This is a genomic window from Pontibacter chinhatensis (assembly GCF_900113285.1).
In the GTDB taxonomy this organism is placed as follows: Bacteria; Bacteroidota; Bacteroidia; order Cytophagales; family Hymenobacteraceae; genus Pontibacter; species Pontibacter chinhatensis.
In genome coordinates this window covers 500538-513868 of the sequence record NZ_FOOT01000002.1, presented here as the reverse complement: position 1 = coordinate 513868, position 13331 = coordinate 500538, and the positions used below count along the sequence as shown (strand labels likewise).

Annotated in this window: 14 protein-coding genes; 9 read left to right on the top strand and 5 right to left on the bottom strand. The window is 51.7% G+C overall.

Annotated features, from left to right (window positions below; all coding sequences use genetic code 11):
* The first annotated feature begins 102 nt into the window (after positions 1 to 102).
* The 5 genes from moaA to moeB are packed head-to-tail and all read left to right on the top strand — an operon-like array spanning position 103 to position 5031.
* Entirely contained in the window at positions 103 to 1089 is a 987-nt protein-coding gene (moaA, locus tag BM040_RS07365) for a GTP 3',8-cyclase MoaA (protein ID WP_092099864.1), read from the top strand.
* Positions 1090 to 1101: 12 nt separating this feature from the next.
* On the top strand, positions 1102 to 2307 hold the full coding sequence (locus BM040_RS07360; protein WP_092099863.1) for a molybdopterin molybdotransferase MoeA: 1206 nt from the start codon (positions 1102 to 1104) through the stop codon (positions 2305 to 2307).
* Positions 2308 to 2344: 37 nt separating this feature from the next.
* The gene (gene moaC, locus BM040_RS07355) at positions 2345 to 2821 is read left to right on the top strand and encodes a cyclic pyranopterin monophosphate synthase MoaC (RefSeq protein ID WP_092099862.1); all 477 of its coding nucleotides are present in this window, start codon (positions 2345 to 2347) and stop codon (positions 2819 to 2821) included.
* Positions 2781 to 3983: an NTP transferase domain-containing protein gene (locus tag BM040_RS21700; RefSeq protein WP_245756129.1), complete on the top strand. Its 1203-nt coding sequence runs from the start codon at positions 2781 to 2783 to the stop codon at positions 3981 to 3983. The genes moaC and BM040_RS21700 overlap by 41 nt, the downstream gene beginning before the upstream one ends.
* Positions 3973 to 5031, top strand: coding sequence for a HesA/MoeB/ThiF family protein (gene moeB, locus BM040_RS07345; protein WP_092099861.1), 1059 nt, complete (start codon positions 3973 to 3975; stop codon positions 5029 to 5031). Before BM040_RS21700 ends, moeB begins: the two co-directional genes overlap by 11 nt.
* Here the strand turns inward: moeB and BM040_RS07340 are convergent, their stop codons facing one another.
* From BM040_RS07340 to BM040_RS07325, 4 genes are read right to left on the bottom strand one after another with little or no spacing between them, the layout of a single operon-like run.
* A complete protein-coding gene (locus tag BM040_RS07340) occupies positions 5032 to 5448 on the bottom strand; it encodes a molybdenum cofactor biosynthesis protein MoaE (RefSeq protein ID WP_092099860.1) in 417 nt (138 codons plus the stop codon).
* An 11-nt stretch (positions 5449 to 5459) separates the two neighbouring features.
* On the bottom strand, positions 5460 to 5702 hold the full coding sequence (locus BM040_RS07335; protein ID WP_092099859.1) for a MoaD/ThiS family protein: 243 nt from the start codon (positions 5700 to 5702) through the stop codon (positions 5460 to 5462).
* A 7-nt stretch (positions 5703 to 5709) separates the two neighbouring features.
* Positions 5710 to 6477: a sulfite exporter TauE/SafE family protein gene (locus tag BM040_RS07330; RefSeq protein WP_092099858.1), complete on the bottom strand. Its 768-nt coding sequence runs from the start codon at positions 6475 to 6477 to the stop codon at positions 5710 to 5712.
* A 37-nt stretch (positions 6478 to 6514) separates the two neighbouring features.
* On the bottom strand, positions 6515 to 6919 hold the full coding sequence (locus tag BM040_RS07325; RefSeq protein ID WP_092099857.1) for a c-type cytochrome: 405 nt from the start codon (positions 6917 to 6919) through the stop codon (positions 6515 to 6517).
* A gap of 326 nt (positions 6920 to 7245) precedes the next feature.
* On the opposite strand from BM040_RS07325, the gene BM040_RS07320 reads away from it, so the two are divergent.
* The 4 genes from BM040_RS07320 (at position 7246) to BM040_RS07305 (ending at position 12118) form a co-directional block, all read left to right on the top strand.
* Positions 7246 to 7746 (top strand): (2Fe-2S)-binding protein, encoded by a 501-nt coding sequence (locus BM040_RS07320; RefSeq protein WP_092099856.1) that lies wholly within the window; start codon positions 7246 to 7248, stop codon positions 7744 to 7746.
* Entirely contained in the window at positions 7743 to 8738 is a 996-nt protein-coding gene (locus BM040_RS07315) for an FAD binding domain-containing protein (RefSeq protein ID WP_092099855.1), read from the top strand. Before BM040_RS07320 ends, BM040_RS07315 begins: the two co-directional genes overlap by 4 nt.
* Positions 8735 to 10954, top strand: a complete 2220-nt coding sequence (locus BM040_RS07310; RefSeq protein ID WP_092099854.1) for a xanthine dehydrogenase family protein molybdopterin-binding subunit — start codon at positions 8735 to 8737, stop codon at positions 10952 to 10954. The genes BM040_RS07315 and BM040_RS07310 overlap by 4 nt, the downstream gene beginning before the upstream one ends.
* Positions 10955 to 11446: 492 nt before the next feature.
* Complete coding sequence (locus tag BM040_RS07305; RefSeq protein WP_175491013.1) at positions 11447 to 12118, top strand: SGNH/GDSL hydrolase family protein; 672 nt, start codon at positions 11447 to 11449, stop codon at positions 12116 to 12118.
* Between the two features lie 432 nt (positions 12119 to 12550).
* On the opposite strand, the gene BM040_RS07300 is transcribed toward BM040_RS07305, so the two are convergent.
* Positions 12551 to 13192 carry a FadR/GntR family transcriptional regulator gene (locus tag BM040_RS07300; RefSeq protein WP_245756128.1) on the bottom strand — a complete coding sequence of 214 codons (642 nt, stop codon included), beginning with the start codon at positions 13190 to 13192 and terminating at the stop codon, positions 12551 to 12553.
* Between the last annotated feature and the right edge of the window lie 139 nt (positions 13193 to 13331).

The window sequence follows — 13331 nt, the reverse complement described above, 5'->3', positions numbered from 1 at the left end:
CCACCTTGTAGCGCAAGTCTGCAGGCGGTGTGCTTTCGTTTTAAAAGAAAGCGCCATTGAATTACTACCTTAACTTTTAAGGTTTATCGCGTATAGCAGAGCATGTTGAGAGATAGTCACGGGAGGAAGATAAATTACTTAAGGCTGGCGGTAACCGATAGGTGCAACTTACGGTGCTTCTATTGCATGCCGGAAGAGGGACTCAACTGGCTTTCCCGCACTGAGCTGATGTCGTATGAAGAAATGCTGCACATCAGTTCCATATTGGTGAGAATGGGGGTGGAGAAGATTCGCATTACCGGCGGGGAGCCTTTTGTGCGCAAGGACCTCATGTCTTTTCTCACGCGCCTCTCACAGCTACAGGGGCTGCGCCAACTGACACTGACCACAAACGGGGTACTGACGGCACCCTTCGTACCTGCGCTTCAGAAAATCGGTGTAGCTTCCGTCAACCTCAGTCTCGACACCTTAGATCCGGAGCGCTTCCTGGCAATTACGCGCCGTGACGAATTTGCCAACGTCATGGCGACCTTGGATGCCCTGTTGAAGTATGGCATGGAGGTGAAGATAAATGCCGTGGTGATGGAAGGGAAAAATACCGAAGACATCCTGCCGCTGGTACAGCTGACAAAGGATATGCCTGTTAGTGTTCGTTTTATTGAAGAGATGCCCTTCAACGGTGGTTCACACCAAGCCAGCCTTACCTGGAATTATGTGCAGATTTTAAATACCATCCGGGAAAAATATCCTCAACTAAAGAAGCTGCAGGACCCGCCTTTCTCTACCTCCTTCAACTACCAGATTCCGGGGCACAAGGGCAGTGTGGGCATTATACCTGCTTATACCCGTTCTTTTTGCGGCTCCTGCAACCGCATCAGACTAACGCCGCAGGGCGACCTGAAAACCTGCCTTTACGGGAAGAATGTGCTGAACGTAAAGGATTTGATGCGCGCAGGTACAGATGCAGGAGGACTCGAAAATGCGCTTCTGCATGCCATAGGCAATAAGGAAAAAGATGGCTGGGAAGCAGCGCAACATGCTGCCGGCCTGCCGGTGTTGAACGCATCCATGGCTACGATAGGAGGGTAAAAAGCACTACGCATGATTAAAGTAGTAGAAGCGGAAGCTATTATTCAGGCTCAGGCACGGAATTACGGGGTAGAAGTAGTGCCACTGGAGCAGGCACTGGGCCGCGTGTTAGCCGTTGAACTGACTGCTGATAGGGACCTGCCACCTTTCAACAGGGTAGCCATGGATGGCATCGCCATCAAGTATGATGCCTTTGAGTCCGGCACTCGCTCTTTCCGAATCCAGGCAACCCAGGCCGCAGGCGATAAACCAGCAGAAGTGTTTGCTGCCGATGCGTGTGTGGAAATTATGACCGGGGCAGCCTTGCCTTCCATGCTCGATACGGTGGTTCGCTATGAAGACCTGGAGATAAAAGACGGGGTTGCAACGGTTTTAACAGATGCTGTAAAGCAGGGACAGAACCTCCACCAGCAGGGGAAAGATAAGAAAGTAGGGGAAGTGGTGGCACCAGCCAACAAGCTGATTGATGCTGCGCTGATAGGAGTGGCAGCATCGGTGGGTGCCACAGCGCTGCGTGTGAAGACGCTGCCCAAAGTAGTGGTGATTTCTACAGGTGATGAGCTGGTGGAAGTGCAGGAAGCACCGCTCCCGTACCAAATCAGGCGGTCGAATAGCTATACGATACAAGCCGCTTTGCAGCAGTATGGCATACAGGCAGCGCAATTGCACATTCCGGATGATAAAGAAAGTATAAAGCACCAGTTAGCAGGCTGTCTTCAAGCCTATGATGTGCTCCTGCTGAGCGGCGGCATCTCCATGGGCAAGTATGATTTTGTGCCTCAGGTGCTGGAGGAACTGCAGGTAAGTAAGCTGTTCCATAAAGTGCAGCAACGGCCGGGCAAACCCTTCTGGTTTGGCAAACATGCCAACGGCGTGCTGGTGTTTGCCTTGCCTGGTAACCCGGTCTCTACGTTTATGTGCTTTCACCGCAACTTTGTGCCCTGGCTGAAGGCAAGTATAGGCCTGCCCGTAACACAGGCTTTCGCCGCTTTGAGCACAGACTTTGCGTTTGAGCCGGACTTGCAGTACTTCCTGCAGGTAAGTATAAGTATAAATACCAACGGGCAATTAGTTGCCACACCGCTCGTCGGCAATGGCTCCGGCGATTTTGCCAATCTGGTCGAAGCAGACGCATTCCTGGAGCTTCCGGCAGAAAAGCGTAACTTTAAGCAAGGCGAAGTATACCGGATATGGCCTTTTAAGCCGGTCCTATACTAATACTTCGTCCCTCAAAGTATAAATAAGCAAGTATAACATGAGTGATTTCTCGCACCTGAACGATAAAGGGCAAGCCACGATGGTAGATGTGGGCGGAAAGCAAGCGACCTACCGCACCGCCACAGCCCGGAGCATTGTATCGCTGCCACAGCAAGTCTTGGAGAAGCTAATCGAAGGAGACATGCAGACCAAGAAGGGCTCTGTGTTCCAGACAGCCATCATCGCCGGCATTATGGCCGCCAAGAAAACAGGCGATTTAATCCCACTGTGCCACCCCATCGGCATGGACAACTGCAACATCAACATACAGCTAAACGAGCAGCAGGAGGTTGTGATTGACTGCACAGCCAGTATCACGGCCAAGACAGGCATTGAAATGGAAGCGCTGGTGGGGGCATCGGTAGCGGCGTTAACCGTGTATGATATGTGCAAGGCGCTGAGCCATGATATCGTCATCAAAGAGACAAAACTGATTGAGAAGACAGGAGGGAAGCGTGACTTTAAAAGAGCATAAAAAACACAGCCTCATCCCCAGGCCAACCTACGGTAACTTTGGGAGAAATGAGTGGGCCATTCTTGGTACCCCTTGCAGTGCCATCAAAGCGCTTGCGGATACGGTGATAAAAGCCCTGTCCGGCAAGTATAAATGTGCTTATGTAGATGCGCAACATGCCCATGCCGACGAGGAAGCTGTGTTGCCCGGTCGTTTGGCTGCTGGTGCTGTGGCAACGTATACCGACCAGATTCACTACCATCAGTTCGACTTCAAAAAAGAGCTGAATCCTTTTCACTTCAGGCAGCTTTTCGCAGACATGGACCTGGTACTGGTAAATGGCAACCATGAACAGGCAAAAGCGCAGGTGGTGGTCATAGATACATCTAAGAAAGCATCACTTCAGAAGCGCCTCTCGCAGCTAACCCATGTGCAGTTGTTTTTACTGGCAGACAATGCGGACGAGGTTTTTGACTTTATACAGGACGCCGTGCCTGATTGGCAAAACGTCCCACTTTACCGATTAAGCGAAACCGGAAAGATTGTTGCGTTCTTCCAGGAGCAGTTGCAGCAGGCAAGGCCCATGCTGAACGGTTTGGTGTTGGCAGGTGGCCAGAGCCTGCGCATGGGCCAGGACAAAGGCGCGCTGCAGTGGCATGGGAAAGCCCAACGCTATTTTATGGCAGATATGCTAAAGTCGTTTTGTGCGGAAGTTTTCATCTCCTGCCGAGCAGAGCAAGCCGGTGAACTAGACCGAACGTATAAGCCATTGGCTGATACCTTTACAGGACTGGGTCCTTACGGAGCTATCCTTTCAGCGTTTCGGGAGCAGCCGGATGCGGCATGGCTCGTGGTGGCCTGCGACCTGCCCTTGCTGAATAAAGCAACCCTTCAGCAGTTGGTTGATAAGCGGAACAGCTCCGCCGTTGCCACTACGTTCGAAAGTCCGCATGATGGATTTCCGGAGCCGCTGATTACGATTTGGGAGCCAAAGAGCTATCCGCAATTACTATCTTTCCTAGGGCAGGGCTATACTTGCCCACGCAAGGTATTGCTCAACAGCGATACGCAGCTACTGACTCCCCTTGACCCGGAGGCGCTGATGAACGTGAACACCCCGGAGGAACTGGCGCGCGTAAAAGAGGTCTTGGCCCAACGAACAACCAGCATCCATGCAGAATAACCTGCTACGTTATACTTGCCAGATAGCACTGCCGGGCTTTAGCGAGGCTTCTCAGCAGCAACTGCAGGAAGCCCGGGTGCTGGTTGTCGGGGCAGGGGGGCTGGGGTGCCCGGCCGCGCAATACCTGGCCGCGGCTGGCATTGGCACCTTAGGTATTGCCGATTTTGATGTGGTATCAGTCGGAAACCTGCACCGGCAGGTACTTTTTACACCGGAGGAGGTGGGGCAGCACAAAGCGTTGGTAGCCTGCGAAAAGCTACAGCGCCAGAACCCTGGTATTAAACTGGTGCCGCATGTGCTCAAGGTTACCTCCGATAACATCCTGGCGCTGCTGCAGGAGTATGATTTGGTGCTGGATGGTACGGACAATTTTGACACGAAGTACCTGCTAAACGATGCCTGCGTGTTGGCCGGAAAGCCGCTGGTTTACGGGGCGATTTACCAGTTCGATGGGCAGGTGGCCGTTTGGAATGTAAGGCAGCCGGATGGAAGCTTCTCGCCCAATTACCGGGACGTGTACCCGATGGTCGATGACTCGCAGGTGCCGAATTGTGCCGAAGGGGGCGTGATTCCTACACTGGCTGGTATGATTGGCTGCATGCAGGCCAATGAGGTAATCAAATTTATCACGAAAACGGGTGATTTATTGGCCGGTAAACTTTTGCTGGTGGATGCGCTAAGTATGCAGAGCCGTGTCATTAAGCTCGGGAAAGCCACGAAAACAAGTATAAGCGCTTTGCCGCAAACGGAGGAAGTGCCAACACTGTCTGTCCAGGAAGTAAAGCAACAGCTGGAGACGGAGGGCTGTGTGCTGGTGGATGTCCGGAATCAGGCTGAGCGGGATACCTACCATATTGGCGGAGAGCACGTGCCGCTGGAAGCCTTGACGGAAGAGGCGGCTTTTCTCGCATCAGACAAACCGATACTGATTTACTGCGCGTCTGGGAAGCGAAGCGGTGAAGCTGTTAAGCGCCTGAAAAAGATGTTTCCCGAAAAAGAAATCTATTCACTAGAGGGGGGAATGAAGGCCTGGCGGGAGCAAGTATAACTACGGGTGCGCTGCCACCCATACTTCCCCGTCTTCAAAAAACTCCTTTTTCCAGATGGGCACGGTTTGCTTTAAAGTATCGATAATGTAGCGGCAGGCATCAAAAGCAGCAGCCCGGTGTGCCGCCGCTACCGCAATGACTACCGGTACCTCACCCACCTGCAAGGTGCCGGTTCGGTGGTGCAGGAGCACCTTTTGTACCGGCCATTTTTCCATCGCCTGCTTTGCAATTTTCTGCATTTCCTTCAGGGCCATTTGCCTGTAGGCTTCAAACTCCAGCCGCAAAACAGCTCTGCCTTTGGTGGCATTGCGCACCGTGCCAATAAACACATCAATACCACCGCACTCCGGCGACATCACCCATGCCACGCAGGCGGGTATATCCAGGGGCTCCTCTGTAAGTTTAATATCGACCATGTTACCGTCTCTCAACCGCCGCTTACGGGTGGAATAATAGCCACTTCATCCTGTTGTTGCAGCGCGTCACCATCCGCTGCATATGCATCGTTCACGGCTATCATGTAGGATGCCAGCTGCTTCAGGCGGGGGTATTTTTCCTCCAGTTTGCTACGCAGGTCGGTAACGGTGCCCGCTTCGGGCAGCTCCACCTCTATGGCAGAGGCTCCAAAGATATCCTTCGCAATTCCGAAAGCCAATACGTTTATGTTCATGCTATACTTAATTAATCCAGGGCAGGTGCTTGTAGAGAACTTCTACACCGGCCACAAAAATGAGCGCTGCCGTCATGCGGCGAATTACCAGCGGGTTGAACGTAAAGATGGACAGGCGGGACCCCAACTGGCCGCCCACCAGCACCGCGCTGCACAGCAGCAGTATACGCGTCAGGTTGATAGAGGGCGGTAGCTGTGAAAGCTGGCCCGCAATACCTGCCAGCGAATTGACAAGTATAAAGACACTGGCCGTCGCTGCTATTTTCTTTGTGCCATCCCACTTCATCAGGTGCAGGACGGGAGAGAGAAAGATACCGCCGCCAATGCCCAGCATGCCGGACAGGAATCCGATAGAGCCACCCAGCAAACCATCTTTCGAATAGCTCTTTTCTTCTACAACGACGGCTGCTGCGCCTTCGGAAGCAGTTCGTTGGCGGAACCACATCAGCAGGGCCGCCACTACCAGGCTGCACCCCAGCAGCACATAAAATGTATGTTGCTCTATCCGTAGGGATGCCCCCAGGTAAGCTGCAGGTATACTCAGCAGCGCAAGGGGGGCTACTTTTCGCCAGTTCACGTGGTTGTTGCGGATGTAAAGTATCGTGCCACCCGTTACAACCACAATGTTACAGATGAGCGCAATCAGCCTTACTTCCGTAAAGGGCAAGGCATACAGGGCAAGTATAGCCAGGTAGCTGGAGCCGCCCCCAAACCCCACCGATGCATACACAAAGGCTATCACAAAAAAGAAAAGCAATAGCTCCGGGTGCTGCATAGGTTATGACTTGGTTGATTTCAACTGAAGGGTGCGCCTACTTTGAACGTAATGCCTTTACCTGAGCCGGTGTAACAGCCTTGGCTTTGTTGCCCCAGTTATTCTGTATATAGTTAACCACATCCGCCACTTCCTGATCAGATAAATGGGGTAGTGCGGGCATTTCCATGTTGTACGTTTCGCCGTTCACGGTTATCTCCCCTGATACACCGTGCACGACTGCTTTAATCGCACGGGTCGGGTCTTTCATGAGATTAGCAGAGTTGGCTAAGGGCGGGAAAGCTCCTGGTACGCCTTCGCCATTCTCCATGTGGCAGCTCTGGCAATTAGCAATGTAAAGTTGCTTTCCTCTTTTAATGCTATCTGCAGGCTTGTCTGTGCCCACAGAAGAAATAACGTAACCGGATGTAAGCAGCGTAGAAATCAGTATTGTTTTGAACATAGTGTGCGTGTTTGGTAGGCCAAGATAGTTAAAAAAAATTTCTGTCTATAGTACGCAAAACGGGTTTAAACATCTGTCAGGTTACAAACAGATGATTGGAGCATGCTGGCTTTGTTACGAGGGGAACTGCCGCAAATTGTTAGAACAAGAGTTTAGAAAGTGCCGTTAGTCCTACGATAAGTATTACACCTTTTGAACTACGGGAAGGCCATTGGTGGCTGCTGGTTTGCTGATGTCGGGTGCTTCAGTTATTGAACTGTCTCACAAACCGGCTTCCAAAGTATTAAGAGCAAAACACCGTCCTGACCAACATACTTCATCATACTATGGAAAACGACTCCACTCCATTACCTGATAAACAGCCGGTCATGCTGCACATTAACGGCGCAGAAGTAAAGCTGCAGCTAGCTCCCTGGACCTCGCTGCTCGATGCATTGCGCGAGCACTTACATCTGACAGGCACTAAAAAAGGGTGTGACCACGGCCAGTGCGGGGCATGTACGGTTCTTGTAGACGGAAAGCGCATCAACTCCTGCCTGACCCTCGCTGTGATGCAGGAAGGCAAAGAAGTTACTACTATTGAAGGGCTTGCCAAAGACGGGGAATTGCACCCGGTACAGCAAGCCTTTATTGATCATGATGCCTTTCAGTGCGGCTACTGCACTCCCGGCCAGATCTGCTCGGTGATAGGATTGGTAAACGAAGGCAAGGCCAAAACGCTGGATGACATTCGTGACCTGATGAGTGGGAACGTGTGTCGTTGTGGGGCCTATGTAAATATTGTAAAAGTGGTGCAGGAAGCATTGGAAAGGAGCGAAGCCAGATGAGGCCATTTACATTTACCAGGGTTAAGGATGTAGCCACTGCGGTGCAGGAAGTTACAGGACAGCAAAACGCCAAGTTTATAGCCGGTGGTACAAATCTGCTGGATCTGATGAAGATAGATGTGATGACGCCTCAACACTTGGTCGATATCACCCACATCGCATTAAAAACAATAGAGGAGAATAAGGAGGGAGGTTTGCGACTGGGAGCACTTGCCACCAATGCGGCTACGGCCTATCATGCGCTGGTAGAGACGCGTTATCCCTTACTCTCACACGCCATACTTGCCGGTGCCACCGGGCAGCTGCGCAATATGGCTACCGATGGCGGTAACCTGCTGCAACGGACCCGCTGCTACTATTTCTACGACACCGACACTCCCTGCAACAAGCGGGAGCCCGGTTCGGGCTGCTCTGCCATAAAAGGCTATAACCGTGACCTGGCTATACTTGGCACCAGCGAACACTGCATTGCCACACACCCCTCCGATATGGCGGTGGCGCTGGCGGCGTTGGATGCAAAAGTTAATGTAACGGGTAAAGACGGCGACCGTGTCATTCCAATCCTGGAGTTTCACAGGCTGCCGGGCGATAAGCCGCACATTGACACAAACCTGAAGGAAGACGAGATCATCACCTCCATCGATCTGCCAGCCAAGGGCTTTGCCGACCATTATACATATATCAAACTGCGCGATAGGGCCTCTTATGCGTTTGCGCTGGTGTCGGTTGCCATTGGGCTCGAGATGGAGGGCAACACAGTGAAAGAGGCACGCATTGCGTTGGGGGGCGTAGCACATAAACCCTGGAGATTGCCCCAGGCAGAGGCGCTGCTTCAGGGGAAGGAAGCAACCAAAGCCAATTTTACGAAAGTGGCCGAGGCCTATTTAGAGGGTGCGAAGGGGTACGGAGACAACGATTTTAAAATTGAACTGGCCAGGCGCGCGATGGTGCGTGCGCTGGAGCAGGCTTTAAGTATGGAGGCAGCATCATGAAGACAGAACAGATAGGAAAACCATCCAACCGTGTAGATGGTCGCGCAAAAGTAACCGGCGAAGCAAAGTATGCTGCTGAGTTCAATGCCCCGAATCTGGCCTATGGCTTTGTGTTGAACAGTGCCATCGCAAGGGGAACGATAAAAAGTATAGATACCAGTAAAGCCCTGGCCCTGGATGGGGTGTTGGAGGTATTCACCCACGAAAACAGACCCGGTTATGTTTGGGGAGATAAGAATTATCAGGACGAAGATTCACCGCCTGGTTCGCCGTTCCGGCCGCTCTACAAAAGCGAGATACAGTTCAGTATGCAACCCATTGCCCTGGTTGTGGCAGAAACCTTTGAGCTGGCGCGCTATGCCGCCACACTTGTAGAAGTGGTGTATGAGCCCGATGAATTTGAATCAGACTTTAATGCCAATATGGAAAAGGCTTATAAGCCTAAAAAGTATAAATCTACGCCGCCACAAGACCCTAGGGGCAAGCCGGAGGAAGCCCTGGCAGAAGCTGCCGTAAAAATTGAACAGACATATGCGCACCCAAGCGAGCATCACAACCCGATGGAGATGCATGCTTCTACAGTTGTATGGGAGGGAGATGGAAGAATTACGGTGTATGACAAAATCCAGGGCGTACAGAACAGCCAGAAGTATTTAACCAATGCCTTTGGCCTGGATGAAGCGCACGTGCGCGTGATTTCTCCTTTTGTGGGCGGTGCGTTCGGTTCTGGACTGCGCCCGCAGTACCAGTTGTTCCTGGCAGTGTTGGCGGCGCTCCAGCTCAAGCGCTCTGTCAGGGTGGTGCTTACGCGGCAGCAGATGTTCTCCTTTGGCCACCGGCCCAAAACGGTTCAACGTTTTGCGATAGGCGCCTCAGAGGATGGCAAGCTGCAGGCAATCCAACAGGATGTGTTTGCCGAGACCTCAAAGTTCGAGGATTACTCAGAGGATGTGGTGATCTGGCCTGGCGTACTGTACAAGTGCGATAACGTGAAGCTGAGCCATAAACTAGTGGGGTTGGATGTGTATACCCCGCTGGATATGCGTGCACCGGGTGGTACTACGGGTATCTATGCGATGGAGTGTGCCATGGATGAAATGGCCTATAAACTGGGCATGGACCCGCTGGAGTTCAGGCTGAAGAATTACGCTGAAAAAGACCAGAACAAGGACAAGCTTTTCTCCAGTAAAGAGCTGAAGGAATGTTACCGGCAGGGAGCTGAAAAATTTGGCTGGAGCAAACGCAATCCGGAGCCAAGGTCGATGAAAGAGGGGCACAACCTGGTTGGCTGGGGAATGGCCCACGGAGCCTGGGAAGCAAAGCAACAGGAGGCCGAGGCCAAGGCTACGTTAACGCCTGATGGTAAACTAACTGTGGGGAGCGCCACTGCCGATATCGGGACCGGTACCTACACCGCCATGACACAGATAGCTGCCGATACAGTCGGGCTTCCCCTGGAAAATGTGACCTTCCAACTCGGAGACTCTTCTTTGCCAAAATCCCCTTTGGAAGGAGGATCGTGGACGGTTTCCTCTGTCGGCTCAGCCGTAAAAGCAGTCTGTGACAAAGTGCGTGAAAAGCTTTTAGACCTGGCGCAGCAGCTGGAAAACTCACCTGTGGCGAATGTGGGATTGGATGAGGTTACCTTTGCTGATGGTAAGATTAGCCTGAATACCGATCCGTCTAAAACGGTCTCTATTTTAGATGCCCTGAAGCAGAACGGGGGGCAGGCAATAGAGGAAAAAGTAACCAGCAAACCGGTGGAAGGACAGGAGAAATTTTCACCTTATGCGCATTCAGCCACCTTTGTGGAAGTAAAGGTAGACGAAGACCTGGGAACTGTAAAAGTTACGCGTGTGGTGAGTGCCATTGCCGGTGGCCGCATCATAAACCCTAAAACAGCCCGAAGCCAGATCTTGGGTGGTATGGTATGGGGAATCGGTGCGGCGCTGGAAGAAGAAACCGTAATGGATAATAATCTGGGACGCTTTATAAACCATGATCTGGACAAATACCATGTTCCCGTAAACGCCGATGTACATGACATGGAGGTCATCTTTGTAGAAGAAAAAGATGAGCACGTGAACCCTATTGGGGCGAAAGGCTTGGGAGAGATAGGTATTGTAAGTGTAGCCCCTGCCATTGCCAACGCTGTTTTCCATGCAACCGGCAAGCGAATTAGGGAGCTGCCGATTACATTGGATAAGCTGTTGTAACTAAAGCATAGGAACCTTACATAAGTATAAGTATGGGTGAACAAAGTATAGCTGTTCAATAGACGATTTAGGCTTATGACATCTCGCGCACACAAGAGCCTGCAAACATAACTATGCAGGCTCTTGTGTTTTCGAGCATACTAGAAACTGCCCCTGTTCCGGAATAGTAGGTGAGTACGAACGTCTGCGATAAGCAGCGGAAGTGCAATGGACAAAGCTGTAGTTTGCTTGGACAAAGTTGTATTGGGGACCAAGCCTACGTCTTCAAATTAAGCACACGTATTGAACGCCAGCTTCCTGTTCCTAAACGCCGAATCCGTAAGTATCCTCTGGTAAAAAGTTTTTCAGAGGATGGAAGCAGGTCTTGTTAATCTAATTAAAATATATAGATTTATAAGCGTAAAATGATGTTTTACGTGGTGCATCCGGGCGCGATGTTTTCTGCTACCGCCCTGTTGTAGCTCCACATACTTAGGAACATAACATAAAACCATGAAGCGAATCCTACTGCCTTTGGCGCTCTTTATGATGACAGCAACCGCCTTTGCCCAGGACTGGCCCAACCTGAAGAAGTACGAGGCCGCCAACCAGGAGGTCCTGGCCTCTGCCACACGCCCCAGGGCCGTGTTCATGGGCAATTCCATCACCGAGGGCTGGTGGCAGCAGCGGCCGGAGTTCTTCGAAAAGAACGGCTTCGTGGGCAGGGGTATAGGGGGGCAGACCACGCCCCAGATGCTCATCCGCTTCACCCCCGACGTGCTTGACCTGAAGCCGGAGGTGGTCGTTATCCTGGCCGGCACCAACGACATTGCAGGCAACACCGGCCCCTCCACAGTGAAGATGATAACCGACAACCTGGCGGCCATGGCTCAGTTGGCGAAGGCCAACGGGGTAAAGGTGGTGCTGAGCTCGATTTTGCCTGTGAAGGAGTACCCGTGGAAGAAGGAGGCCGACGCGGTGGGCATGATCGCCCAGGTGAACGCGTGGATGAAGCAGTACGCGGCTGAGCAAGGCTTCATCTACCTGGACTACTTCCCAGCCATGGCAGACAAGGAGCAGGGACTGAAAAAGGAGTACTCCGGCGACGGCGTGCACCCCAACCTCAAGGGCTATGCCGTGATGGAGCCACTGGTGCTCCAGGCGGTGCAGAAGGCGCTACAGTAAGGCCCGAGAGGTGAGAGAAAGGCGCTTAATTGTCCGTGCTCTCAGCAAGTTGGCGCTTCCGCCATGCAAGTAGTAGCAATGGCGGCTACAAATTATACTTTATTATACTTTGAAGACGGGCTTAATATAAAAACTGGGCCGGAGCTAACTCACAGCCCCGGCCCAATTTAGCTTATACTTCAGTCTATACTTTTAATAGTTAACTTACCAGGTGATATGACTTAGGGTAGCCCGGTACCTCAACCATTCGCTCCTCACACCAATTAAGCCTCCTTTCATACCTCACCCTTGAGCGCAGCGCCTGGCTGTAAAGCAGATTTATACTCTCACTCAACCGCTTTAGCCCGCTAGCCAGCCAGTACAAAGTATAGGAGAGCTTAAACCTAGCCACTGGCCCGTGTCAGGCTGGAAGTATAAAAACATACTTGCAGGCTACTTGCCAAGAAGTCTAGCAAAATGGTTGTCCAGGTGGTTGCGCATGCCATTGCGCAGCATCTCAGCCGAACCATGTTCTATAATATCCACCAGCCCCTTATGGGACACGAACTTGCGGACAGGTACATCCATATTCAGCAGCCCGCTGCGCTGCACATAATCAAACACAGGCAGCAGCATGCTCTGAAACTTCTTTAAGGTGGTATTACCGGATATCTCGTAGAGCTTGCCATGGAAGGATATCTCGTGCTGCACCTGAAAAATCGTAGAGTCGGAAAGGTCTGGCTCGTTTGCCACAATTTCTTTCAGCTCCTCAATATCTTCCTTCGTAACGCGCTCCATTATAAAGTCTGCCATGCCGATTTCCAGTACCAGGCGCAGCTCAAACACCTCCCGAAGCGTTGCGTTATCGAGCACCTGAGGTATCAGGCGCTTCTCCAGCATCGACAGCAGGTCCGGGTTTGTAATCACAGCGCCCCGGTGTTTCTTAGACTCAATCAGGCCTATCATCCGCAGGCGCAGCAAAGCTTCTCTTATCACGGTGCGGCTAACGCCCAGGGTGGCCGCAAGCTCCATTTCCTTCGGTATGGCATCCCCTACCTTGAGGTTCTGCTGCACCAGCAGCTCAAGTAAGTTCATTTCTACTTTGTCAACCAGCGAACTGGTATCGATAGCACCTATCTTATTAAACGGAGACTCCATGCTTATGCCTTATATGTCTAACTTAAGTTTGTTAATAGTCAATTTACAAAGTTACTACAACTAAGGAAAAGTTGTT